This window comes from Geomonas agri (assembly GCF_020179605.1).
GTDB classification, from domain to species: Bacteria; Desulfobacterota; Desulfuromonadia; order Geobacterales; family Geobacteraceae; genus Geomonas; species Geomonas agri.
The window spans coordinates 702018-724443 of sequence record NZ_JAINZO010000002.1; the positions used below are offsets into that span (position 1 = coordinate 702018).

At 60.2% G+C, this 22426-nt stretch carries 25 protein-coding genes; 13 read left to right on the forward strand and 12 right to left on the reverse strand.

Annotated elements, in window-relative coordinates:
• Positions 1 to 128 precede the first annotated feature (128 nt).
• Complete coding sequence (selB, locus tag K7R21_RS14535) at positions 129 to 2039, forward strand: selenocysteine-specific translation elongation factor (RefSeq protein WP_224984010.1); 1911 nt, start codon at positions 129 to 131, stop codon at positions 2037 to 2039.
• A gap of 92 nt (positions 2040 to 2131) precedes the next feature.
• Positions 2132 to 2560 carry an endonuclease domain-containing protein gene (locus tag K7R21_RS14540; protein ID WP_224984011.1) on the forward strand — a complete coding sequence of 143 codons (429 nt, stop codon included), beginning with the start codon at positions 2132 to 2134 and terminating at the stop codon, positions 2558 to 2560.
• Positions 2561 to 2603: 43 nt separating this feature from the next.
• Here K7R21_RS14540 and K7R21_RS14545 read toward each other — a convergent pair whose 3' ends face one another.
• The 6 genes from K7R21_RS14545 to K7R21_RS14570 all read right to left on the reverse strand — a co-directional run bounded on the left by K7R21_RS14545 (position 2604) and on the right by K7R21_RS14570 (position 8877).
• A complete protein-coding gene (locus K7R21_RS14545) occupies positions 2604 to 4556 on the reverse strand; it encodes a TraB/GumN family protein (protein ID WP_224984012.1) in 1953 nt (650 codons plus the stop codon).
• Positions 4557 to 4711: 155 nt separating this feature from the next.
• A complete protein-coding gene (locus K7R21_RS14550; RefSeq protein WP_199393207.1) occupies positions 4712 to 5530 on the reverse strand; it encodes an AAA family ATPase in 819 nt (272 codons plus the stop codon).
• A gap of 77 nt (positions 5531 to 5607) precedes the next feature.
• Positions 5608 to 5787, reverse strand: coding sequence for a hypothetical protein (locus K7R21_RS14555; protein ID WP_217286675.1), 180 nt, complete (start codon positions 5785 to 5787; stop codon positions 5608 to 5610).
• Positions 5784 to 6740, reverse strand: a complete 957-nt coding sequence (gene hemH / locus K7R21_RS14560) for a ferrochelatase (protein WP_224984013.1) — start codon at positions 6738 to 6740, stop codon at positions 5784 to 5786. Before hemH ends, K7R21_RS14555 begins: the two co-directional genes overlap by 4 nt.
• 224 nt (positions 6741 to 6964) lie before the next feature.
• Entirely contained in the window at positions 6965 to 8521 is a 1557-nt protein-coding gene (locus K7R21_RS14565; RefSeq protein WP_224984014.1) for a bacteriohemerythrin, read from the reverse strand.
• Positions 8522 to 8688: 167 nt separating this feature from the next.
• Entirely contained in the window at positions 8689 to 8877 is a 189-nt protein-coding gene (locus tag K7R21_RS14570) for a hypothetical protein (protein WP_224984015.1), read from the reverse strand.
• A gap of 259 nt (positions 8878 to 9136) precedes the next feature.
• Here K7R21_RS14570 and K7R21_RS14575 point away from each other — a divergent pair, with 259 nt between their 5' ends.
• The 7 genes from K7R21_RS14575 to K7R21_RS14605 all read left to right on the forward strand — a co-directional run bounded on the left by K7R21_RS14575 (position 9137) and on the right by K7R21_RS14605 (position 14589).
• A complete protein-coding gene (locus tag K7R21_RS14575; protein WP_224984016.1) occupies positions 9137 to 9991 on the forward strand; it encodes an SCO family protein in 855 nt (284 codons plus the stop codon).
• A 27-nt stretch (positions 9992 to 10018) separates the two neighbouring features.
• Positions 10019 to 11638 carry a cytochrome c oxidase subunit I gene (gene ctaD, locus K7R21_RS14580; protein WP_224984017.1) on the forward strand — a complete coding sequence of 540 codons (1620 nt, stop codon included), beginning with the start codon at positions 10019 to 10021 and terminating at the stop codon, positions 11636 to 11638.
• Positions 11635 to 12234 carry a cytochrome c oxidase subunit 3 family protein gene (locus K7R21_RS14585; protein ID WP_224984018.1) on the forward strand — a complete coding sequence of 200 codons (600 nt, stop codon included), beginning with the start codon at positions 11635 to 11637 and terminating at the stop codon, positions 12232 to 12234. The genes ctaD and K7R21_RS14585 overlap by 4 nt, the downstream gene beginning before the upstream one ends.
• 52 nt (positions 12235 to 12286) lie before the next feature.
• Positions 12287 to 12574 (forward strand): cytochrome C oxidase subunit IV family protein, encoded by a 288-nt coding sequence (locus tag K7R21_RS14590; RefSeq protein ID WP_224984019.1) that lies wholly within the window; start codon positions 12287 to 12289, stop codon positions 12572 to 12574.
• Positions 12575 to 12584: 10 nt separating this feature from the next.
• Positions 12585 to 13487, forward strand: coding sequence for a cytochrome c oxidase subunit II (gene coxB / locus K7R21_RS14595; RefSeq protein WP_224984020.1), 903 nt, complete (start codon positions 12585 to 12587; stop codon positions 13485 to 13487).
• 65 nt (positions 13488 to 13552) lie between these two features.
• Positions 13553 to 14320, forward strand: coding sequence for a protoheme IX farnesyltransferase (locus K7R21_RS14600; RefSeq protein WP_224984908.1), 768 nt, complete (start codon positions 13553 to 13555; stop codon positions 14318 to 14320).
• 77 nt (positions 14321 to 14397) lie between these two features.
• Positions 14398 to 14589: a hypothetical protein gene (locus K7R21_RS14605; RefSeq protein ID WP_224984021.1), complete on the forward strand. Its 192-nt coding sequence runs from the start codon at positions 14398 to 14400 to the stop codon at positions 14587 to 14589.
• A gap of 8 nt (positions 14590 to 14597) precedes the next feature.
• On the opposite strand, the gene K7R21_RS14610 is transcribed toward K7R21_RS14605, so the two are convergent.
• From K7R21_RS14610 to tdh, 4 genes are all read right to left on the reverse strand, one after another.
• On the reverse strand, positions 14598 to 15821 hold the full coding sequence (locus K7R21_RS14610) for a YjbH domain-containing protein (protein ID WP_224984022.1): 1224 nt from the start codon (positions 15819 to 15821) through the stop codon (positions 14598 to 14600).
• Between the two features lie 13 nt (positions 15822 to 15834).
• The gene (locus K7R21_RS14615) at positions 15835 to 16281 is read right to left on the reverse strand and encodes a type 2 periplasmic-binding domain-containing protein (RefSeq protein WP_224984023.1); all 447 of its coding nucleotides are present in this window, start codon (positions 16279 to 16281) and stop codon (positions 15835 to 15837) included.
• A gap of 251 nt (positions 16282 to 16532) precedes the next feature.
• On the reverse strand, positions 16533 to 17723 hold the full coding sequence (locus K7R21_RS14620; protein WP_224984024.1) for a glycine C-acetyltransferase: 1191 nt from the start codon (positions 17721 to 17723) through the stop codon (positions 16533 to 16535).
• 58 nt (positions 17724 to 17781) lie between these two features.
• Positions 17782 to 18825, reverse strand: coding sequence for an L-threonine 3-dehydrogenase (gene tdh, locus K7R21_RS14625; RefSeq protein ID WP_224984025.1), 1044 nt, complete (start codon positions 18823 to 18825; stop codon positions 17782 to 17784).
• Positions 18826 to 19037: 212 nt separating this feature from the next.
• Here tdh and cmoA point away from each other — a divergent pair, with 212 nt between their 5' ends.
• Together cmoA and cmoB are read left to right on the forward strand one after the other, a co-directional pair.
• Entirely contained in the window at positions 19038 to 19772 is a 735-nt protein-coding gene (cmoA, locus tag K7R21_RS14630; protein ID WP_224984026.1) for a carboxy-S-adenosyl-L-methionine synthase CmoA, read from the forward strand.
• Positions 19769 to 20737 (forward strand): tRNA 5-methoxyuridine(34)/uridine 5-oxyacetic acid(34) synthase CmoB, encoded by a 969-nt coding sequence (cmoB, locus tag K7R21_RS14635; RefSeq protein ID WP_224984027.1) that lies wholly within the window; start codon positions 19769 to 19771, stop codon positions 20735 to 20737. The genes cmoA and cmoB overlap by 4 nt, the downstream gene beginning before the upstream one ends.
• A gap of 569 nt (positions 20738 to 21306) precedes the next feature.
• Here the strand turns inward: cmoB and K7R21_RS14640 are convergent.
• Both K7R21_RS14640 and K7R21_RS14645 read right to left on the reverse strand, forming a co-directional pair.
• Complete coding sequence (locus K7R21_RS14640) at positions 21307 to 21474, reverse strand: hypothetical protein (RefSeq protein ID WP_224984028.1); 168 nt, start codon at positions 21472 to 21474, stop codon at positions 21307 to 21309.
• A gap of 103 nt (positions 21475 to 21577) precedes the next feature.
• Positions 21578 to 21955, reverse strand: coding sequence for a response regulator (locus K7R21_RS14645; protein WP_224984029.1), 378 nt, complete (start codon positions 21953 to 21955; stop codon positions 21578 to 21580).
• A gap of 147 nt (positions 21956 to 22102) precedes the next feature.
• Here K7R21_RS14645 and K7R21_RS14650 point away from each other — a divergent pair, with 147 nt between their 5' ends.
• Positions 22103 to 22282 (forward strand): hypothetical protein, encoded by a 180-nt coding sequence (locus K7R21_RS14650; protein WP_224984030.1) that lies wholly within the window; start codon positions 22103 to 22105, stop codon positions 22280 to 22282.
• Positions 22228 to 22407 carry a helix-turn-helix domain-containing protein gene (locus K7R21_RS20855; RefSeq protein ID WP_224984031.1) on the forward strand — a complete coding sequence of 60 codons (180 nt, stop codon included), beginning with the start codon at positions 22228 to 22230 and terminating at the stop codon, positions 22405 to 22407. Before K7R21_RS14650 ends, K7R21_RS20855 begins: the two co-directional genes overlap by 55 nt.
• Positions 22408 to 22426 lie beyond the last annotated feature (19 nt).

Sequence of the window (22426 nt, forward strand, 5' to 3'; positions counted from 1 at the left end):
CCCGTGGCATCTCCCTCACCCGGCCTACGGCCACCGTCTCCCAACGGGAGAGGGAACGGGAAGATAGAAACATTGACCTTTCATTCAAAAATTGAGATATAAGAAGCACTTTTTTCGCGGAGCACCACATGAAGCATCTCATTCTCGGCACCGCCGGACACATAGATCATGGCAAGACCTCGCTGGTGAAGGCGCTGACCGGCGTGGATACGGACCGCCTCAAGGAGGAGAAGGCCCGCGGCATCACCATCGAGCTCGGCTTCGCCCACCTCGAACTCGCGGGAGACCTCCGCTTCGGCATCGTCGACGTTCCCGGCCACGAGCGCTTCGTGCGTACCATGGTCGCCGGCGTGGGCGGCATGGACCTGGTGTTGCTGGTGATCGCGGCGGACGAGGGGATCATGCCCCAGACCCGCGAGCACCTGGAGATCTGCCAGTTGCTGGGCGTGAAGCGCGGCATCGTGGTGCTCACCAAGAAGGACATGGTGGAACCGGACTGGCTCGACCTGGTCACCGAAGAGGTCCGGGATTATCTCTCCGAGAGCTTTCTCGCTGGCGCCCCCATCGTTGCCGTTTCCTCCCGCACCGGCGAGGGGATCGACAATCTGAAGGCGGAACTCACGAAGATGGCGAAGGAGATCGAGCAGAAACGGGTCGATTCCCCTTTTCGGCTCCCGGTCGACCGCGTCTTCACCGTGACCGGCTTCGGCACTGTGGTCACCGGCACGCTCCTCTCGGGTGCCGTGACGGTCGGCGACGAGGTGGAAATCCTTCCCTCCGGCATTGCCTGCCGCGTGCGCGGCGTGCAGTCCTTCGGCTCCAAAGTGGAGAAGGGTGGCGCGGGCGAACGGCTCGCGGTCAACCTCCAGAGCGTAGACCACGCCGACGTGCAGCGCGGCGACGTCGTAGTTCCCAAAGGGCTCTACAAGCCGACCAGCGCCGTCGACGTCCGCCTCAACTATCTCGCCTCGATGGGCAAGGAATTGAAGCACCGCGCCGGCGTCCGGCTGCACTCCGCCACCTACGAGGTTCCCGCCAAGGTGATCCTGTTCGACAGGGATACCCTTCAGCCAGGTGACAGCGCCTACGTGCAGCTCCGTCTCGACCATCCGGTACTGCTCTTGCCGGGCGACCCGTTCGTACTGCGCACCTACTCGCCGCAGGCCACCTTGGGCGGCGGCACCGTTCTTGACCCCGCTCCGCCGCGCCGCCGTCGCCGTTCCGCCGAGGCGCTGGCGCTTTTGGAGGCCGCCGAATCCGGCGTGGACCAGGAGAGGATCAGGCTGCTGGTTGAGTCGTCGCTGCTGTCCGGCATTTCAATCCAGGAGATGGTGAACCGCTCCGGCATGTCGGGAAAGAGAATAGAATCCGCCCTCGCCCCTCTGCTATCGAGCGGTGCGGTGCTCCAGGTAGTCAAGGAGCCGCGCATCTTCCTTAGTAAGGATGCCTTCGCACAGTTGAAGCAGAAGCTTTCCGAGGAGTTACACGACTACCTCCAGGAAAACCAGATGCAGGAAGGTATCGGCAAGGAGGAGCTGAAGTCCCGGATACCCAGGCGTAGCGATGCGCGCTTCTTCGGACCCGTGTTGGCGAGCCTGGAGAAGGACGGGCTGGCGCTCTCAGATCGGGAACTGGTGAAGCTCCCCGGGCGCAAGGTTGGCGTTACCCAGGACCAGGCGAGCGTGCAGCGCGCCCTCGAGGAGGCGCTCACCAAGGCCTGGTTCGAGCCCCCCACTCTGAAGGAACTCTGCGATCTGGTCGGCGCGACCGAGAAGCAGGTGCTCGATCACGCCAACATGATGTTCCGAGAGGGGCGGGTGGCCAAGATCAAGGGGGACATCTTCTATGCTCCCGGCGCCGTCAACGAGTTGCGTGACAAGCTGGTGGCGCACCTGAAGGAGAAGGGTGAGATTACCCCACCCGAGTTCCGCGACATCACCGGTCTTTCCCGGAAGTTCATGATCCCGCTATTGGAGTACTTCGACCAGGAGAAACTCACCATCCGGATGGGTGATAAGAGGGTGTTGAGGAAGGGATAGGTGTTGCCGGTACAGACATCTCAGTTATGCTTCTGTGTGCTTCGTCTCTGCTCCCTCCCCCGGAGGGGGAGGGTTGGGGAGGGGGAAAAACCATGGATGCAGACGAGAAATCCTTTTTCGCTCCCGCTCCACTTCCCGCCGAACTGTTGCAGGCCGCTCACGCGCTACGGCAACACATGACCGACGCAGAGCAGTTGCTCTGGTACTGTATGCGGCGGAAACAATTGGGTGGATTCAGGTTTAGGCGTCAGCATCCTGTCGAGAAGTACGTTCTGGATTTTTATTGTCCAGAGGCAAGACTCGCCGTGGAGCTGGACGGTGGACAGCACAACGAAACCAGGCACGCCCTGCGCGATCGAGGAAGAACCAACTTCCTTGAGGCGCAGGGCGTTTTTGTTTTAAGGGTTTGGAACCATGAGGTGTTTGTGAACCTGGAAGGGGTGCTGGAAAGGATCTACGAGGTGTTGATGCGGAGGGCGGAAGTCAATTACGGCAGGAACAAAAAGCGTCCCCCTCCCTAGCCCTCCCCCTCCGGGGGAGGGGGAAAGTACCTACTCTACCCAGCTACCAAATATAATCCTTGGCGATATCCCGCTTGTCCCGCCCATAGAGGATGTGGAAGGCGCGAAGCTTCTTTAACGCCACGGGCGAGAGGCTCCCGAGCGGCAGGTAGATGATCCTCTTTCCCAGCCGCGCGGCGTGCTGCTTCAGGAAACTCCGCGGCGACTTGGCGGCGGCATACACTACGTCCTTCTCCAATGAATAATCGAGTGCCGCCATCAGCAGGTGCTCGGACTTACTGAGCGCGTACCGATAGTCAGGATCGTGCCAGACGTCCACCATGCGCCGCGGCGGGTAGCTCAACAAAAATCCGCCGTACTCGCAGCGCGAAATTCCGGGACCGACGATGTTGTCGGTGGGCGGGGTGGCGTAGAAGGCCATATCGGACTCCTGGGCATGTTCGCCCAGCCACGTCATGCAGTACGGGTATTTCGCCCCTTCCTTGTCCTCGTCGAGGATCACCACCACGCATCCCACGCCACTCTTAAGCCGCTTGTTCTCCCGGACGTAGATCTTTCCTTCGTGCACGTTGCGCAGCGTCTCGCGCATGTCGATGCCGTCCAAAAGCGACGAGCTGAACGGCTCGGACTTGCTGGCCTCCTCGCTCAACTGCCGGGCCCCGATCCGCTTCAGGTTGCGGCCATATTCCTCGATGTTGAGATCTTCGGGCGGGTAGGAGCAGATGTACGGGTCGTCGAACCCCTCCAGCCAGTCCCCGGGCCGCTTCTCCTCTTTGCGGTTCATCATCTTGAGCCGCGACAGCCCCTTGGCGCGCACCTGTTCGCGCGGGCGGAACCGGATGCGCTTGGTGGCTGACCAGAGTTCGGCGGCGGAGAGGCGCAGGGTGGGGATGTCGGCGACGTCGCGCTGCCAGGGATAGTGGGCGGCCAGCCGGAAGAAGGCGTAGGCGAAGTTGTCGTCCAGGCAACCGCGCGCGGCGGCGAGCATCTGGAACAGGTCCGGCAGCAGCATGCGCGACAGCAGGGCGTAGTTGCGGGCGAAGCGGAAGAAAGCGCGCTTCTGCCAGAAGTGCACCTTGTCACCGGTCTCCTGCCGGTAGTGCCGGGCCGATTCAAGGAAGAGCCGCAGTATGATCTTCTGCCGATCCGGCAACTCCCCCTCCGGCCCGATGCGATGCGCGCTCCTCTGAACCGATTCTGCCAGGGCCTCCTCCTCCGGGATATTCTGCTTCCCACCCAGGATCAACTCGAAAGCGTTGAAGCTCTTTCGCAGCGATGGGCCGCCCGGGGCGGGTTCAGGGGGGAGGGGAGAGCGCCTGGTCTCGTAGAGGGCGGAAAGGAAGGGATACTCTGCCAATACCTCGTGGCAGCATTCCGGGTGCAGGTTGAAGATGGTGATCCCTTCGCGGCGGGTGCGGGTCAGGGGCTGGGCCTGCGGTGTGTCGAAATCCTGCCGGATCCGCTCCAGGTGCGCCATGCCGCAAATGAAGAGGATGCGCTCGTGCTGCGCAGAAAGCTGCCGCAAGCGGTAGGCCATGCCGCGCTCCCGGCGCAGGTCCTCCTCGCCGGGCGGGATCTCCCGGTACAGCTTCGCGACCTCGCGGTAGAACGGTTCCAGGCCGATGCGCTGTACCGAGTAGGAATCGGGGAGTTGTTCCGGGTGGGAAGGGTAGGAATCGAGGTCGATGTCGACCAGGTGCAGCGGAACCTGGTTTTCCAGGGCGAGTCGCGCGCCCTCGATGAGCGGATCGGCCGGTTCGATAATGAGGAATACGGACTGGGCGGCGACGTGGTAGGCGAGGACCGAGATTTCCGGCAGGCGCCGCACGCCGCGCAGGAACTGCTGCTCCAGCGTCTGCGGGAGCTCCAACGCGATGCAGTCCGGCTTCACCGTCTCGAATGCCTCACGCACCAAGTGGGCGAATTCCATCCGGTAGTGCAAGATGGGGAGGGCGTGGACGTTGCCGAATTGTTCCAGGTAGAGTCGGTCGGGCATAAGTTAGTTAGGGTGCATAGCCGTGGGTCCACCCCCTCGCCCTCCGGGAGAGGGGCAGGGGTGAGGGATGCTGCCAGCTCAGGGTGCTTCATCGCGTCGCCCTCACCCGGCCTGCGGCCACCCTCTCCCAAAGGGCGAGGGTAGAGGACGAACTCCTATTTCAAGTATCGCAGCGCTTCTTCGCCCAGGATCCGCTCCACCGCGAGCGGCAGCAGTTCGCGCGGGTCCTTCTCGGTAGCGGTCATCATCTTCAGGGCGTAGCGGGCGATGTTGATGCCGTCGCGCACCGAGTACGGCTCGTCCGCCGCGTGGCCGCGCTGCAGGAACTGCACGACATAGTTGAGAATGGAGGTGCTGGCGAAGGGGAGGTTCTCCTTCAGGATGGCCAGTTCCTCCTCCGCCTCCGGGAAGTCGATGAAGAGCTGGGGCTGCAGGCGGGAGTGGATATACTCCGGCACCTCGAAGGTGGAGGAGTCCTCGTTCATGGTCACCACGATGCGGAAGTCCGGGTGGGCCTGGATCCGCAGGCCGGTGATGATCGACTCCACGTAGCGGCGGTCGTCCAGAAGCGGCGCGAGCGACGCCCAGGCTTTCTCGCTCATCCGGTTCCCCTCGTCCAGGATCAGCACACCGCCCGAGATCATGGCCGAGACCAGCGACGACGCGGCGTACTGGATGGTTCCCTCCGGGCCGATCACCGGTGTCACAATCAGGTCCTCGGGGCGAGTGTCCATGGTGGCCTGGAACAGGTAGACCTTGCGTTCTAGTCTTTTCGCCGCGGCGTAGGCGAGGGTGGTCTTGCCGACACCCGGTTTGCCGATCAGGCGCGGGTTGAAGGGGATGTCACGCTCGTCGATGACCATCCAGGCGGCCAGGAGCTGCCGGAGCAGTTCCTCGTCCCCCACCCAGCGCAGGGGGAGCTCGATGGGGTTGGCGAGGGTCAGGTTGATGCCGTCCAGAGTTATGCGGTCCATAAAAACTCCAAAAAACAACCAAGCTTGCGGACCGTAGCGCTTTAGCGCGAAGGTTCGTGGCTAACGGTTCTGTGGTTTTAGGTATTCATCTCGTGCCCATACATCATCACCAACCGGGCGCGGTTCTCGCGGCAGCTCCTGCAGAGCTCGCCGGCATCCTTGAAAAACTCCTCTGCCAACCACTCTCCCGCCTCGCCGTACAGCGAATCCGGCTCGTTCTCGTCGTACTCGGTCTTGCAGATGCTGCAGGTCTTCATGCTTTTACCGTGGTCCGCACCAGGTCCGCCAGGCAGTCCAGGAACATCGGGTCGGAGTTGAGCGATTCCGTCCTGACGAAGCGCTTGATACCGTGCGCCTTGGCCTCCTCGGCATACTGGATATCGATTTCGTAAAGTGTCTCAATATGGTCGGAGACGAAGGAGAGTGGCACCATCAACAGGTTCTCCTTCCCTTCTTTTGCCAGCCGCTGGATAGTGGCCTCGGTGGAGGGCTCCAGCCACTTCACTTTGCTCGCCTTGGATTGGAAGCAGAGCAGATGGCTCGCCTCGCCTACCTGCTCCATTACCAGCCGCACCGTCTCCTGGATGTGCGCCAAGTATGGGTCCCCTTCGTCAATGAAGGATTGGGGCAGCGAATGGGCGGAGAAGACGATCTGGACATCCTTGGGGTCCGGGAAATTCTGAAGCCCCCGGATCACCTTGCCGGCCAGTGCCTTGATGTAGAGCGGGTGGTTGTAGAAGCGGTCGATGTAGATGATCTCGAAGTCGCCCTTGGCCTCCTTGAGCACCCGCTGCAGTTCGTTGACGCTGGAGCCGGTGGTCGCCTTGGAGTAGTGCGGGTAGAGCGAGAGTGCCACAACGCGTTTGATCCCCTCGCGCTTGATCGCCGCCAGGGCATCGATGGTGGTCGGTCGGGAGTAGCGCATGGCCACGAAAGAACGGAAGCGGTCGCCCAAAAGCGCCTGCAGTCCCGCTCCCTGCGCCTCGGTCAGTTCCCGGATCGGGGACTTGCCGCCGATCTGGCGGTAAAACTCGGTGACCTCCGGTGCCCGCTTGTTGACGATGCGCCGGGCGATGAAGGGCTGCAAAAAGGCGGGACCGATCTTGATGATGTCGCGATCCGTGAACAAGTTCATGAGGAAAGGGTGCACGGCATCGAGTGAATCGGGGCCTCCCATCTGGAGCAGCAGGAGTGCGGTTTTGTCAGACATGGCAACCTCTTGGGCGAGAATAGTGGCCCAAGAAATGTAGCAGAAAACGCGGGGAAGGAGAACCGGTTTAATTCATTGGAGGGGGAAGAGACAAAAACAAATGAAACAGGGACAAAAAGGATAAAGGGGATGAAAGCAAAAGCCTGCCAGCCTGGTGTTAAAACCTAAGCTTCCAGATTTTTGCCGTTATCCCCTTCATCCCCTTTATCCCTGTTAAATCGGGTTTAGCGGACGCCGGCCTTGGTGAGGTGGGGGGCGTAGCGCTTGTCGGTCCCCTTGATGTGGTTCACCAGCCAGTTCTGCAGGAACTCGATGACGTCGTGGGTGAGCACCGTCTCGCCGGAGTTGAACTTCGCCTGCAGCACAAGCACTTGGCTCACCAGCGCCTTGTGCTGCTGGACGTGGGCGGTCTCCTCGGGGTAGCCGGATTTGCGGAAGGCTTCCTCTTCGGCGGCGAAGTGGCTGCCGGTGTACTCGATCAGGCGCTGCAGCACCGACCCGATCGCCTCCTTGCTGCGCTTGTGCTGCATCGCCTGGGCCAGCTCGTTCACCATGGCGAACAACTTCTTGTGCTGATCGTCGAAGGTGTTGATGGTGGTGGCGAAGCTCTGGTCCCAGACCATGGCGTCGGAGAGCTGGAAGTGGGACACCAGCTCGTGCAGTTCGTCCACCTGCTGCACCAGTTTGCTGGTGGCGGCCTTGGTGTTGCGGGCGCTTTCCACGTTGCTGTTCACCACGGAGGTGATCATCTGGATGTTGCCGGTGATCTCGTGGGTGGTGGCAGTCTGCTCTTCGGCGGCGGTGGCGATTTGGGATAGCTGCATGGTCAGGTCGTTGATCATGCTCAGGATCCCGTTCAGCGCCTCGCCGGAGCGACAGGTCTCGGCCGTTCCCTGGTTCACCTGTTGCACCCCTTCGCTCATGGCCCCGACGGCGTCGCGGGTCTCGCTCTGGATCGACTTGATCATGCTGTCGATTTCCTTGGTGGCGCGGGTGGTCCGCTCGGCCAGTGCGCGCACCTCGTCGGCGACGACCGCGAAGCCCCGCCCAGTCTCGCCGGCGCGGGCCGCCTCGATGGCGGCATTCAAAGCGAGCAGGTTAGTCTGGTCGGCGATGTCCTCGATGGTGCCGGCGATGGCGCCGATCTGGTCGGAACGCTCACCGAGTCCCGCTACCGAGGTTGAGGTGGAGGTCACCCGCTGCGCGATGTTCTCCATGAGCCGCGCGCTGTTGCTCACGATCTCCGCGCCGGCGTTGGTCTCCGCGGTCGCCTTGTGGGCGTTCTCTGCTGCATAGATGCAGTTGCGCGCGATGTCGGCGGAGGTGGCGGACATCTCCTCGCTGGCGGTGGCGATGGTGGACGCCTGCATGGCGACATCCTCGGCGGCGGACGCCATGGCGTCATTGGTGGCGCTCACCAGCGCGACCGAGTCCCGGACCAGGTCGGTGACCGTGAAGAACTGGTGCATGGTCTTGTTCCAGTCCCCCATCATGTTGTTGAAGGCGGTCGCGATGCGTCCGACTTCGCCACTGGGGATGTGCTCGACGCGGCGGGACAGGGTCCCTTGGGCCGCGGCCTCCAGTGCGTCGGCGATTTCCCGCAGGACGCGCGACTCCGAGCGGGCCACGAACCAGCTGGCCAGCCCGGAAATCAAAAAGATGAAGGCTCCGGCCCCCACCATCGTCAGGATATTGCCGCAGTTCCCCAAAGCAATGGTAGAGGTGACCGTCGCACAGACAGCAATCAGGTTGATCGTGATAAGGCGGGCACTAAAAGACATGAACGATCTCCTTTTTTGGCTTTTCAGACTCAAGGAGATTATCGTCTGCACCAGACTAAAACTTTAAATGTATCGAGTTGTTTACAATAAAAATCCGTAACTGATCCTGCGGCGACCCGATCTGAGGGCGCAGTTAAATGGTACTGGCTCGTCCAGATCGGTCGTTGTTACCAGGAAGGGCGATCGCTTTGGTGCAGTCGATCCTGCACGGCGGCGAGATTGGCGGCGGCTTCGGGGTTGGGGATCTGGTGGTTTCTCTCTCTGTGCTGAACTTTTTCCGACTGTTCGATCTGCATTACAAAACCACAGGAGAGGATGATGGTTGCCATCACGATCTTGCAAGGAAAACTCTTCATAGTCGGCCTCCTTGTTGCCGGGAATGCGTAAGAGAGTCCCCGGCCAGACTGCCATATGAGGAAAAATATTGGCATAGTCTAATGTATGAGAAGATTAAGTCAAGCTTAATATTCTTGTTTAGGGCATCTTGCCGACAACACAGGGAAAAAGACGGGGAGCCGAATGTCTCATGGGAAATTATCGCGCCTCATGTGGACAGCGAGAAAGATTGATTTATAATGAGCACTTGTTTTTCCCATGAGAGGAGTAATGGAAGCGATGAGTATCATTGGTGTTCTCAGGCGTGCGGTGTTGGTGGGGGTGGCGGTCCTGCTGCTCTTCCCGGCTGCCGTGAGCGCCCATAGCGAGGAGGACGCGTCCGCCCACCATGAGGGCGCGGCGCAGACGGACGCCAACGTGGGCCTCGATGAGCGGCTGGGTGCAAAGATCCCACTCGACCTGGTGTTCACTGACGAGAACGGACGCCAGCGGCGCCTGCAGGAACTGATCACCGGCCCGACCATCATCCTTCCCGTCTATTACTCTTGTACCAACGTCTGTAACTACCTCCAGGAGGGGCTGGCCAGGGCGCTCCCCGAGATCAAGTTGGAACCGGGGAAGGAATACCGGGTGATCTCGGTCAGCTTCGACGAGCGTGAGACCCCGCAGCGGGCGCTGAAGTCCAAGCACATGTACCAGACGGTGATGAAAGGCAAGTTCCCGGAGGGAAACTGGACCTTTCTCACCGGCGACGCGGCCAACATACACAAGCTCACCGATGCAGCCGGCTTTCACTTCCAGCGCAAGGGCAACGATTTCGTGCATCCCGTGGTCAGCTTCATCGTGGCGCGGGACGGCATGATCGTGCGCTACCTGTACGGCACTCAATTCCTTCCCAAGGACGTCACGCTGGCCCTCATGGAAGCGCGCCAGGGCCGCGTCGGCACCACCATCAGCAAGATGGTTAGCTACTGCTTCAGCTTCGACCCCAACAGCAAGAGCTACGAGTTCAACATCCTGCGGGTGAGCGCGACAGCGATCATCGTCTGCGTGGTGGGCTTCATCATCTTCCTGGTCGTGGGCGGGAAAAACAAAAACGGCAACAACAAGCGCAATGGCAACAACGTCACCTAACAGGACGTTGCAGGGTTCGGGGGAAAAATGAGTCACGAAACGGCAATGGCGGAAGGCGGCTTTTGGCGGGATAGCGGGAAGACCGGGATCGGAGCCTGGATATTCTCTACCGACCACAAGCGGATCGGGTTGATGTACCTTTACTGCGTGCTCGGCTTCTTCCTGGTCGGCGCCTTCCTCGGGTTCTTGATCCGGCTGGAACTGATGGCGCCGGGACCGACCATCATGACCGCGCAGACCTATAACGCGATGTTCACGGTGCACGGGGTGGTGATGATCTTTCTCTTCATCATCCCGGGGATCCCGGCCTCGTTCGGGAACCTGGTGCTTCCCATACAGTTGGGGGCGCGGGACGTTGCCTTCCCGCGGGTGAATCTCTTCTCCTGGTGGCTCTACGCAATCGGCGCCATCATCGTGCTCACATCGCTGTTCACGGGCGGTGGCGCCCCCGACACCGGCTGGACCTTCTACGTACCGTTCAGTTCACGGACTACGACCAACGTCTCGCTGGCCGTCTTCGGCGTCTTCGTGCTCGGCTTCTCCTCCATCCTCACCGGCATCAATTTCATCACCACCATCCACAGGATGCGCGCTCCCGGGATGACCTGGACCCGGATCCCGCTCTTTACCTGGAGCCTCTACGCGACGGCCTGGGTGCAGGTACTCGCCACCCCGATCATCGCCATCACCCTGCTGCTCGTGGTGACCGAGAGGATACTGGGCCTCGGTCTCTTCGACCCCACCCGCGGCGGCGATCCCGTCATGTATCAGCACATGTTCTGGATCTACTCGCACCCGGCGGTGTACATCATGATCCTGCCCGGCATGGGGGTCATCTCCGACATCATCCCGGTCTTCTCCCGGAAGCCGATCTTCGGCTACAAGATGATCGCTTTCTCGAGCCTCGCCATCGCGGCAGCTGGCTCGGCGGTGTGGGGGCACCACATGTACACCTCGGGGATGAGCGACCTGGGCATCCTGGTCTTCTCCTTCCTGACCTTCATCGTGGCCATCCCCTCGGCCATCAAGGTGTTCAACTGGGTCTCCACCATGTACAAGGGATCCATTTCGCTGGAAGCGCCCATGCTCTTTGCGCTCTCCTTCATCCTGCTCTTCTCTATCGGCGGACTCTCCGGCCTGATCCTGGGCGCGGCCGCGACTGACATCCACGTGCACGACACCCACTTCGTGGTTGGGCACTTTCACTACGTCATGTTCGGCGGCACCGGCTTCGCCTTCTTCGCGGCGGCCCACTACTGGCTCCCGAAGTACTTCGGGCGCCGCTATCAAGAGAAGCCGGCCATCATCGGCTGGGTGCTCATGTTCATCGGGTTCAACATCCTCTACTTCACCATGCAGGTGCTGGGGATGGAGGGGATGCCGCGACGCTACTACGATTACCTCCCGGAATTCGCCCGACTGAACTTCGTGGCGACGGTGGGAAGCTGGATCATGCTGACCGGGGTGGCCATCGTGGTCTGGAACCTGTGGCGCGGACTTTTCAAGGGGGAGCCGTTCACCGGCAATCCCTGGGGCGGGGCAAGCCTGGAGTGGAGTATTGCGACACCGCCTCCCACGGAAAACTTCGAAGAGGACCCGGTGGTGACCCACGGGCCGTATGATTTCAAAGGGGCGGGGGTTCCATGAGTCACCTGGAAAAGGACAGTTTCGGCGCCAAGCTCGGCATGTGGTTGTTCCTGTTCACCGAAATGCTGCTCTTCGGTGGCGTCTTCATCCTCTACTCGGTCTACCTGACCCGCTACCCGAAGGAGTTCGGGCTGGGCGGCCACCAACTGGACCTGGTCTACGGGGCCACCAACACGGTGGTACTACTGACCAGTTCCCTGTTTGCGGCCATGTCGGTCACCGCGATCAAGACGGGGGCGAAAAAACTCACCCTCGGCCTTCTTTCCGGGACCATTGGCTGCGCGTTCATCTTCCTTGGTATCAAGTACCTTGAGTGGAGCGCCAAGATCCACCACGGCATCTACCCCAACTCCCCCAAGTTGATCGCGGGGCCGCCGGGAGAGTCCATATTCTTCAGCCTCTACTACCTCACCACCGGCCTGCACGGCATCCACGTCATCGTGGGCGCGGTGCTGATGAGCTGGACCGCGGTGATGGTGACCAAAGAGAGGATAAACGCGACAGACAACGTGACGCTGGAAAACGTCACCCTGTACTGGCACCTGGTCGACCTGGTCTGGATCTTCATCTTCCCGCTCTACTACCTGATCCTTTAAAGGGTGCCGGGGCCGGGACCGAGTGCAGTTCAAACGCTTGTGGAGTGAACGTATGACAGAAGAACACGCGGAACACATCCTGAGTTACGGAAAATTGGCCACCGTCTGGGTGGCGCTGCTGGTCCTCACTGCGGCAACCATCCTGGTGACCCGGGTCGAGTTGGGGGTCTGGAAGGTCTGGGCGGCGCTGGCCATCGCCAGTGTCAAGTCCGGCCTGGTCATCGCCTTCTTCATGCACATGAAGTACGAGCCGCGCCTGTTCCGGATCATCCTGTTCGTGGCGCTCTTCACCCTGGCGGGCTTCATCGGGGGAACCTTCTTCGACGTACTCTACCGTTAAAGGGGCGAACGTGGAAAATCAGCTATTGACGACGACGCAAGCAGTCGACCCGGTCTTCAAGTTCCTCTTCGGTGCCTGCACCGTGCTCCTGTTGGGGATCACCATCACCATGATCGTATTCGTGGTGCGCTACCGTCGGTCGAAGAACCCGGAACCAACCTCGCAGGTGGCGGGGAGCCCGCTTTTGGAAGTGGTCTGGACCCTGCTTCCCACCCTGCTGGTGATCGGCATGTTCTACTACGGCTGGACCAGCTACCTGTCGCTCAGGACCGTGCCGAAGGGCGCCATGCAGGTGACGGCCGAGGCACGCATGTGGTCTTGGACGTTTGTCTACGACAACGGCAAGACGAGCCCCAAGCTCTACGTCCCGGTGGGGCGGCCGGTGCAGGTGAACCTGGTCTCCAAGGACGTTGTGCATGGCTTCTACGTCCCCGCCTTCAGAATCAAGCGCGACGTGGTGCCGGGGATGAAGAACCACGTGTGGTTCGTGGCCACCAGTCCCGGCAGTTACGATCTCTTCTGTTCGCAGTACTGTGGCACCGCGCACTCCTCCATGGTCAGCACGGTGGAGGCGCTGCCGCCGGAGCAGTTCGCTGCGTGGCTGGGCCAAAAGCCCGCCAGTGTGGGCGCGCAGGGGCAGGAACTGCTGCAGCGCTACGGTTGCCTGGGCTGCCATTCCCTCGACGGGACCCCCAAGGTGGGACCGACCTTCAAGGGGCTCTACGACAGCCAGGTTAAGGTTACCCGTGGCGGCAAGCCGGAGACGGTGAAGGCGGACGAGAAGTACCTTCATGAGTCGATCGTCGATCCCGGCGCCGCCATTGTGGAGGGCTTCCCCCCGATCATGCCCAAGAGCGAGATCCCGGAGGCCGAGGTGAAGGCGATAGTGGAATTCCTGGAAGGGGACAAGTGATCGTAACTGCAGTTTGCAAAACAAGTAAAGGTCTGTACCGGCTGTTCCGGCTCCCGCTTGCCCTGATGAACGGCATGGCGGCGCTGGGCGGGTACCTGCTGTGCCGGGCCCAGCCGCAACTGGATGCGCTTTCTCTCTTTGCCGGCGTGGTCCTTATGGCGTGTGCCGCTTCGGCCTTCAACCAGGTGCTGGAGCGCGATCTCGATGCCATCATGGATCGCACCAGGCTGCGTCCGCTCCCCGCGGGGGAACTGGGCCTGGCAGGCGGAGTGACCATTGCCCTCCTAACCCTCGTGGCGGGGGTGCTGCTGCTCAACGTCCACGGACTTTTACCGCTGTGCCTCTCCCTCTTCACCCTGCTCTGGTACCTCCTCGTCTATACCCCGCTCAAGCGCCGCACCCCGTTCGCCCTGCTGGTCGGTGCCGTCTGCGGTGCGCTGCCCCCGTTAATCGGCTGGAGTGCGGCCGGCGGCGCAGTCACCGATTTCAGGATCGTCCTGCTCTGCGGCATCCTGTACCTGTGGCAGGTGCCGCACTTCTGGATGCTGCAGAAAAGGCACGCCGACGATTACCGCCGGGCGGGGGTGCCGCTCTTCGTTCCGCGCAGCTTCCGCGGACCGGCGCCATTCCTGGTGCTGTGGCTGGTGGCCATGATCGCGGCGACATTGATGCTCCCGGTCTTCGGGCTGATCGCGGGACAGCATGCCCCCCTGTGGTGCATCGCCTTTTGCCTGCCGCTCGTCTTGTATCCCTTCGAGCGCTGGGAAGGCGCTGCCTTCGCCGGTGTGAATATCTTTCCGGCACTGCTCACCCTCGCACTGTACGGCTTTTGATCCCTTTATTGTGCGCTGACCGAGACGACCACCCTCCCAAGGGGAGAGGGTGAAAGCATTGGATAGGAGAATGATTGATGGGAGATAAAGAAAAGTGTGAGCAGCCGGCACGGCACAAGACTCACATGTGCAAGCTGAAGAAGGATGGCAGGATGGAAGAGTTCGAGCGGCACGGCGCAAAGCCGATCGTTTACTGTAACAAGTGCAAGGTTCAGGCGGACGACCCCTTGGTGGTCTGCAACCCCAGGAGCCTCAAGGTCGTCCGTTAATCCCCCGCCTAGAAGAAGACTGTCGCCTTGGTTGCAAGAAGGTACCAGTTGCGTTTGGAAGCGTCGGTGTATTCCGACATGTTCCAGGTCCCGTCGATCAGGTGCCCCTCCACCTTGAGTATCAGGTTACGCACCGGGTCGAAGCGAAGCGTCAGTACCTTTTCCTTCTGCCACGTCTGCCAGGGAGCCCCCACGCCTAGATCCTCGAAGGTGGATCCATTGCGGTGATGCCGGTCCGCGTAGATCTCCGTGTAGTACCCACCCAACTCGAACCAGTCGGTAAAGCGGTAGGCGGCGCTCGCGTACCAGCCGTCCGAGGCCTGCCTGGAGGTGAAGTTCTCCAGTGCCGGGTTCTGGTAATCGGCCGTCACGGTGTAATCGTCCCTCTGGTATTCGGTGGCCAGCGTCAGGTCGTTCCAGACGTACTCGACACCCAGGATGTAGCGGTGCCACGAATCGAATTTCCACTTGGCGGTGACCGGTGTGGTGGCAGAGGTGGCCGGATCTGTGTAGATGCCGGTGGCTGTGCCGTCGAAGGAGGTATGAAGCCCGCTGAAGGTGGTGCGCATCCCCACCGGCGTCCTCCATTCCAGGTGGTGCACAAAGGCGGTACTGGAATTCACCTCGGTGGTGGTCAGCGGCGCATCCACCGTCGAGATGTAGGCCGAGTAGTTCCTGGCCGAAGCGCCGTCCAGCGGGATCGGCGTGGTCCCGACCTGGAGCTGGTAGTTGACCGTGCCCGCCGACCAGGCAGGAATCGATCCGTAGATGCTGGCGCCGGTGATGGCGTTCACGGAGTCGCGCTCGTAGTCGTAGTACTCGTTCTGGGGCAGGAAAATGAAGGTGCGTGCGGCGTCGTTGTCGCGCGACTCGTTGTACAGCCCCAGGGGGATCTTGATCTTGCCGGCACGGAAGCCGAGCCAGTCGGTGACGCGGTAATCGCCGAAGGCCCAGTCGAGGGTGATCTTGTCTTTGCCGTAGCTGCCGCGGTCCATGGCCAGAAGCTGTAGGCCCACACGCAGGTCCGGGTTGACCTCCTTGGAAAAGTTCACCGCGAAGTCGTTGAAGTTGAACGAGCCCTGACCACTGTTGGAGACAGGAAAGTTGTTGTCGTGCGAGGTCTTGATGTACCCTTGCGAGGCGAAACCGTGAATCTCGACGCCGGCAAGATCCACGGCGTGGGCCGACCCGGCAAAGGCGAGCAGCATCATCGTAGTCAACGCTTTCTTCATATCGGAATCCCCCCTACTTGATGGCAATGGTTTTAACTGCATCGCCCGTCTGCCCGGAGGCGACGAACCCGATGGCATTGGGGGTCTTGGCGACGAAATCGATCATCTGTTGTGCGTCGGGGAAAGTCGGCGGCATGGCGGCCTTGCCCGTGGTCACCATCCTGACCCAGTGCTGGTCGAACTGGGAAGGTGTCTTGCCGAGGATTACCTGCAAGAACTCCTTGAGCGTCCGATCATCTTCCAGGACCGCCATCTTGATGTGCTTACGATTGCCCCACTTGACCTTTTCGCCGAGGTAAATGCCCTGTAGCTCGGCGCGGGTCAGGGAGCTTTCGACGACGCTCTTGTTCGCGATGACGATGAAGCTGGCCGCATGAGCGCTGGAATGCGTCCAGATGATCAAACACAACAGAAGCAGAATCTTTGTCCCCGTAATGCAGAGCTGTTTGGGGTCAAACATACAGCACCTCCAGAGGTTTCAGTTCACTGAGCAGAATTTGTTACTGTCATAGGATTTACTTTGATGGAATATCGGATGGCTCAAGGTATAGCTTTAATCAAAATGTGAAAGCGTGACTATGGATGAGTGTGTGAACTGAGCAGGTTGTGTCGCATGGACTGAAGCTATTGAGTCGTGGGAAAGTTTGGAGAGGTAGCCGAAGGAAGAAGTCCCTCCCCCTGATCCGAAGGGGGAGGGAGCAAAGAGCATGCTCAGCCGATCACGCCGAGCTCGCGGCCGATGTTGGTGAAGGTCTTGAGACCTGTTTCCAGGTCATCCTGCGTGTGAGCCGCACTGATCATGACGCGGATGCGCGCCTTCCCTTGGGGGACGGTGGGGAAGCCGATGGGCATGGCGAAGATGCCCGGCTCCGCGGCGAAGAGGCGGCGCGAGAATTCCTGCGCCATGGTCGCCTCCCCCAGCATCACCGGGGTGATGGGAGTGACGCTGGCACCGATGTCGAAACCGGCGTGGCGCATTCCTTCCTTGAAGTAGCGCGTGTTGTCCCACAATTTTTGCACCAGCGCGGTGCTCTCCTCCAACAAGTCTACGGCTGCAAGGCAGGCGGCGGTGTCCGCGGCGGTTACCGCGCTGGAGAAGAGGAAGGGACGCGCCTTCTGGCGGATCCAGTCGATGACCACCTTTTTGCCCGCGATCACCCCGCCCATGACGCCGAAAGCCTTGGACAGCGTGCCGATCTCCAGGTCGAACTTTCCGTTGAGCTTGAAATGGTCTACGATGCCGCGCCCGCCGTGGCCGAGCACTCCTTCTCCGTGGGCGTCGTCCACCATGGTGATGATGCCGTGGCGCTCGCACAGCTCGAAGAGCTTGTCCAGGGGAGCCACGTCGCCGTCCATCGAGAAGACCCCGTCGGTTATGAGGAGCGCCCGCCGGTATTGCCCGATGTTCTCGGTGATGACCCGCTCGCAGTCGGCCAGGTCGCAGTGCTCGTAGACCAGGATCTTGGCGGAGGAGAGCCGGCAGCCATCGATGATGCTGGCGTGGTTCAACCGGTCGGTGAAGATGACGTCACCCTTGCCCACCATAGGGGGGATGGCGGCCTGATTGGCGCAGAAGCCCGACTGCACGTAGAGGGCATCCTCCACCCCCTTGAACGCCGCCAGCCGCTGCTCCAGCTTGCGGTGCAATTCCAGCGTCCCCGCTATGCTGCGTACCGCCGCCGGGCCAACGCCCCACTCATCCACCGCATCCTGCGCCGCCTTTTTGAGGCGCGGATGGTTGGCGAGCCCCAGGTAGTTGTTGGTGCAGAAGTTGAGTACCCTCTTGCCATCCACCACCATCCACGGCCCGCAGGCCGAGCCGATGGTGCGGATGTTGGTCCTCAGTCCCTGCCCTTCCAGGGCGGTCATCTCTTCCGTTATCCAGGCGAACTTATCAGCCATTGTCAAACTCCTTTGAAGTCCATTTCCCTCTCCCTCTGGGAGAGGGGAGACCTTCCACCTACTCCTCCACCCAGTTCAGTATCACCTTCCCGGCGTTGCCGCTGCTCATCACCTCGAAGGCTTCCTCGAACTGCGTGTAGTGCATCCGGTGCGTGATCACCGGGGCGAGATCCAACCCGATCTTGATGAGCGACTGCATCAGGTACCAGGTCTCGTACATCTCGCGGCCGTAGATCCCCTTGATGGTCAGCATGTTGAAGATCACCTGGTTCCAGTCGATGGCCAGGTCTCCCGACGGGATCCCCAGCATGGCGATCTTACCGCCGTGGCACATGTTGGCCAGCATCTCCTTGAAGGCCACGCCATTGCCGGACATCTCCAGGCCGACGTCGAATCCCTCCTTCATACCAAGTTCCTTGCGGACGTCCGCGAGGGTCCGCTCCTTTACGTTGAGCGCCACCGTCGCCCCCATCTTCTTGGCCAGGTCGAGGCGATACGGGTTCATGTCCGTGGTGACGATGTAGCGCGCCCCGGCATGGCGTGCGATGGCGGTAGCCATGATGCCGATCGGCCCCGCGCCCGTGATCAGCACGTCCTCACCCAGGACCGGAAAGGCTAGGGTGGTGTGGGTCGCGTTGCCGAAGGGGTCGAAGATGCTCAGGATCTCCATCGGAATGGAGGGATCCGCGTGCCAGACGTTGGTCACCGGGATGCAGATGTACTCCGCGAAGGCGCCGGTGCGGTTCACGCCCACCCCGTTGGTGTCCTTGCACAGGTGCCGTCTCCCGGCCAGGCAGTTGCGGCACCGGCCGCAGACGATGTGTCCCTCGCCGGAGACGATGTCCCCGATGTTGAGGTCGGCGACGTTACTCCCCATCGCCACCACCCGCCCCACGAATTCGTGGCCGATCACCATCGGCACCGGGATCGTTTTCTGTGCCCAGGCGTTCCAGTCCCAGATGTGCAGATCGGTGCCGCAGACCGCGGTCTTGTGCACCTTGATCAGGACGTCGTTGATCCCCATCTCCGGTACCGGGACCTCGTCCATCCACAGCCCCGGCTTCGGGTATTTCTTAACCAATGCGCGCATGGTCTTTTGCATGATGCAACTCCTCGACAGTAATGGCCGTTTTGGCTCATTAATGTTACCAACAACGTCTCACATGTAAATAGCGGGAGAGTGAAGATGGCACCCCCACCGCGAGCAGGTAAGGTGATTTGAATACAATGGGACAACAAGGTGTTGATGTTCAGCGCCAAACCCGCTATCTTCGACTTTTTTACGGATACCTGAGTAAAAAGGACGAGAAGACAGTGACAAAGACGAAGGATGCTATCTACGCTGCGCCGCTGCAGGAAATGATCGACTTCAAGTTTGACGAACGGGTGGTGGCGGTCTTTCCCGACATGATCCAACGCTCCGTGCCGGGCTACGGCATGATCATCTCCAACATCGGCATCCTCGCCGGCAAATACGCACAGGCGGGAAGCCACTGCTATGATCTCGGCTGCTCGCTCGGGGCGGCCACCCTCTCCATGCGCCAGCGCATCAGCCAGCCGGATTGCGATATCATCGCCGTCGACAATTCCCCCGCCATGATCGAGCGCGGGCGTGAACTCCTCGCCCGCGACACCGGGTCGACAGTCCCGGTGACCATGACCTGTGCCGACCTCCAGGACGTCACCATCGAGAACGCGTCGGTGGTTGTCCTCAACTTCACCCTGCAGTTCATCCCCCCGACGCAGCGCCTGGCGCTGATTGAGCGCATCCACGCGGGACTCAACCCCGGCGGCATCCTGATCCTTTCAGAAAAAATCGCTTTCAGTGAACCGGAACGGCAGCATTTCCATGTGGAACTGCATCACGACTTCAAGCGGGCCAACGGCTACAGCGATCTCGAGATCAGCCAGAAGCGGTCGGCGCTGGAGAACGTGATGATCCCGGAAACTCTCGCCTGTCACCATGAGCGGCTGCGGGCCGCGGGCTTTTCCTCCTCCGAGCTCTGGTTCCAGTGTTTCAACTTCGCTTCAATGGTCGCCATGAAATGAACTACGACACCCTCTACTCCCGACTCGCCGCCATGGGGCAGGAGCGCTGGGCGGAGCAACTGCAAGCGTCCCTGCCGGAGAGACTGCTCCTGGAAAGCCACGGCAAGCTGGCAGGGTGGCAAAGCGCCCTGCAGTCGCTGCCGGAGATAATGCCCTCCCGGATCGAGCTGAAAGACAATGTCACCATCGGCTGCAGCGCCGACCTCGTCGCAATTGACTCCGCAGAGGTCATCGCCACACTGCAGGCTTTTCATCCCTGGAGGAAAGGGCCCTACCACTTCTTCGGCATCGACATCGATACCGAATGGCGCTCGGATTGGAAGTGGGACCGCGTTGTGCCCCACATCGAGCCCCTCGAGGGGCGTAACGTGCTCGACGTCGGCTGCGGCAACGGCTATCACGGCTGGCGCATGCGCGGCGCCGGTGCTGACTTCGTACTCGGCATCGAGCCGTTCCTGCTTTCGGTGCAGCAGTTCCAGGTGATGCAGCGTTACCTGCGCGATCCGCAGCACCAAGTCATTCCCATCGGCATCGAGGACGTCCCCCCCGATCTCGCCTGTTTCGACACCGTCTTTTCCATGGGGGTCCTTTATCATCGTCGATCTCCCCTGGACCATCTTTACGAACTCAAGGGGTGTCTGCGCCCGGGGGGAGAATTGGTGCTGGAGACGCTGATCGTGGAAGGGGACACGCAGACCGTGTTCATGCCGCCAGGACGTTATGCCAAGATGCGCAATGTCTGGTTCCTCCCCTCCATCGGGGCGATGACCTTGTGGCTGCAGCGCTGTGGCTTCACGCAAATCGCCTGCGTCGATACCAACCGCACCAGCCGTGAGGAGCAACGTTCGACGCAGTGGATGCAGTTCGAGTCGCTGGCGGATTTTCTCGATCCTGCTGATGCGGAAAAGACGATCGAGGGACACCCGGCGCCGCTACGGGCAATTTTTACTGCGAAGAGGCCCTAACGTTTTGACGTGCAGGTGCGGTAATTAATTTGCACCGAGCGGCAAATGGGAGATGGTCCTGGATAAACAAAAGCGCCTCGCGCCCGCGCGAAATGAGGCCGTGATTAATTTAAAGAAGGTCGTAGTTAAAATAAAGTGGGTCGTGTTTAAAATAAACAAGACCATGAATAAGAAAAACATGGGGATGTTTAATTTAAAGCGGGTTACTCATTAGCGAAACAGGACCACTTCGAAATCGAAAGAGTCCTTATTCGGAAAAAGCGAGGGAGTATTGTAGATTGTCAAGGTGACTTCGGCTGAAAAGTAGAGGCAAAAAATATAAAAAGCATCTTCGCCGTTAGGTGGAAGAGAGCTCGACGGCAGAAGCAGGCCTCACGAAATTTAAATAAGGTCGCATATTAGAAAAAGTAGGTTTGGTTTAAAATAAAGCAGACGTCATTTATTTTAAAGCAACCCTTACATTAGAAAAACAGGTTCAGGTTTACTGAAGTCGCTGCCTTCCGGTACGAAAAACCCCGACGGCGTCCCCAGGTGCAGGGGACAGTTCCATCGGGGTTTTTTGTGGGCAATTACCTGCGGTAGCCGTACGAGCCGCGGCTGTAGCGGCCGTCGTAGTCTCCGTAGTAGCCTCCGTGGCGGTGCCCGCCGTAAAAATCATCCACAGGCACGACAACACAGGCCGACAAGAGTGACGGTAACACCACGAGTGCAATCAGATACCGGATTTTCTTTTTCATCTCGATTCTCCTTTATCCCGGACACGTTGCCATTGTCTTCAGGCTAAAGGGAAATTGAGCATGAAATATGGAGCAAAGAAGAAAAGAAAGAGCTTGTTGCGGTTCAGCTGCCGCCAAGGACGTGCTTGATGGTGTCGTAGATCTCCCTGGGCTCAAAGGGCTTCTTGAGTATCGCCTTGGCCCCCACTTTCAGCACGGCGTTGGTGTCGCTCGGACAATCTGAGGCGCTGCTGGTCAGCACGTTGGCGTTCTTGTTGAGCGCGATCATTTCCCTGGTAGCGTCGATGCCGTTTTTGACCGGCATGTAGACGTCCATGATCACGATATGGGGACGATGCGTGAGGAACATCCGTACTGCCTCGATCCCGTCTGACGCTTCGGCGACCACGGTGAAACCGATCCTGCCCAGTATGTCGCGCAACGAGTCGCGATAGAACTTTTCGTCGTCAACTATCAGTATCCGCACGTCCTTCAGGGCCATTGTTCCTCCTCTGACAAAGCCTGACCACTTGCTCGGATCTATATAAGACTTTCATTCTTCCAGGTCAATTAGAATATATGAAGTGTGTCTACCAAACGGAACCAGACCTGTTATGATAGGGACGTGTCCAGAAAAAAGGAGAACGCCATGAGCGAGAACGAAAGTTGCCCCACTCCGAAACAACACCCGGCGCATATGTGCCAATTAAAACACGAGGGAAGGATCGAGGAGATCGACAAACACTCGGCTCATCCAAAATTCGTCTGTAACCGGTGCCGCGCCAAGGCCGACTCGGAGGATTTCCTCTGCAACCCGCGGCCGCTGTAGGGCGCCACATCGCCTACCAGGTCTACCAGCGCCTGGAAAATCCCCGTAAGGCAAACCCCACCATCAAGACGCTCGAGAAGATCGCCAAAGTCTTTGGCAGACGTGTCGACCTCGGGCTCGTCTGACCGCCCCTACTTCCATTCT

What these genes read in the sequence shown, in the direction of transcription:
- selB (WP_224984010.1), top strand. Translation starts at nt 129, where the DNA reads ATGAAGCATCTCATTCTCGGCACCGCCGGACACATAGATCATGGCAAG.
- K7R21_RS14540 (WP_224984011.1), top strand. Translation starts at nt 2,132, where the DNA reads ATGGATGCAGACGAGAAATCCTTTTTCGCTCCCGCTCCACTTCCCGCC.
- K7R21_RS14545 (WP_224984012.1), bottom strand. Translation starts at nt 4,556, where the DNA reads ATGCCCGACCGACTCTACCTGGAACAATTCGGCAACGTCCACGCCCTC.
- K7R21_RS14550 (WP_199393207.1), bottom strand. Translation starts at nt 5,530, where the DNA reads ATGGACCGCATAACTCTGGACGGCATCAACCTGACCCTCGCCAACCCC.
- K7R21_RS14555 (WP_217286675.1), bottom strand. Translation starts at nt 5,787, where the DNA reads ATGAAGACCTGCAGCATCTGCAAGACCGAGTACGACGAGAACGAGCCG.
- hemH (WP_224984013.1), bottom strand. Translation starts at nt 6,740, where the DNA reads ATGTCTGACAAAACCGCACTCCTGCTGCTCCAGATGGGAGGCCCCGAT.
- K7R21_RS14565 (WP_224984014.1), bottom strand. Translation starts at nt 8,521, where the DNA reads ATGTCTTTTAGTGCCCGCCTTATCACGATCAACCTGATTGCTGTCTGT.
- K7R21_RS14570 (WP_224984015.1), bottom strand. Translation starts at nt 8,877, where the DNA reads ATGAAGAGTTTTCCTTGCAAGATCGTGATGGCAACCATCATCCTCTCC.
- K7R21_RS14575 (WP_224984016.1), top strand. Translation starts at nt 9,137, where the DNA reads ATGAGTATCATTGGTGTTCTCAGGCGTGCGGTGTTGGTGGGGGTGGCG.
- ctaD (WP_224984017.1), top strand. Translation starts at nt 10,019, where the DNA reads ATGAGTCACGAAACGGCAATGGCGGAAGGCGGCTTTTGGCGGGATAGC.
- K7R21_RS14585 (WP_224984018.1), top strand. Translation starts at nt 11,635, where the DNA reads ATGAGTCACCTGGAAAAGGACAGTTTCGGCGCCAAGCTCGGCATGTGG.
- K7R21_RS14590 (WP_224984019.1), top strand. Translation starts at nt 12,287, where the DNA reads ATGACAGAAGAACACGCGGAACACATCCTGAGTTACGGAAAATTGGCC.
- K7R21_RS14600 (WP_224984908.1), top strand. Translation starts at nt 13,553, where the DNA reads ATGAACGGCATGGCGGCGCTGGGCGGGTACCTGCTGTGCCGGGCCCAG.
- K7R21_RS14605 (WP_224984021.1), top strand. Translation starts at nt 14,398, where the DNA reads ATGGGAGATAAAGAAAAGTGTGAGCAGCCGGCACGGCACAAGACTCAC.
- K7R21_RS14610 (WP_224984022.1), bottom strand. Translation starts at nt 15,821, where the DNA reads ATGAAGAAAGCGTTGACTACGATGATGCTGCTCGCCTTTGCCGGGTCG.
- K7R21_RS14615 (WP_224984023.1), bottom strand. Translation starts at nt 16,281, where the DNA reads ATGTTTGACCCCAAACAGCTCTGCATTACGGGGACAAAGATTCTGCTT.
- K7R21_RS14620 (WP_224984024.1), bottom strand. Translation starts at nt 17,723, where the DNA reads ATGGCTGATAAGTTCGCCTGGATAACGGAAGAGATGACCGCCCTGGAA.
- tdh (WP_224984025.1), bottom strand. Translation starts at nt 18,825, where the DNA reads ATGCAAAAGACCATGCGCGCATTGGTTAAGAAATACCCGAAGCCGGGG.
- cmoB (WP_224984027.1), top strand. Translation starts at nt 19,769, where the DNA reads ATGAACTACGACACCCTCTACTCCCGACTCGCCGCCATGGGGCAGGAG.
- K7R21_RS14640 (WP_224984028.1), bottom strand. Translation starts at nt 21,474, where the DNA reads ATGAAAAAGAAAATCCGGTATCTGATTGCACTCGTGGTGTTACCGTCA.
- K7R21_RS14645 (WP_224984029.1), bottom strand. Translation starts at nt 21,955, where the DNA reads ATGGCCCTGAAGGACGTGCGGATACTGATAGTTGACGACGAAAAGTTC.
- K7R21_RS14650 (WP_224984030.1), top strand. Translation starts at nt 22,103, where the DNA reads ATGAGCGAGAACGAAAGTTGCCCCACTCCGAAACAACACCCGGCGCAT.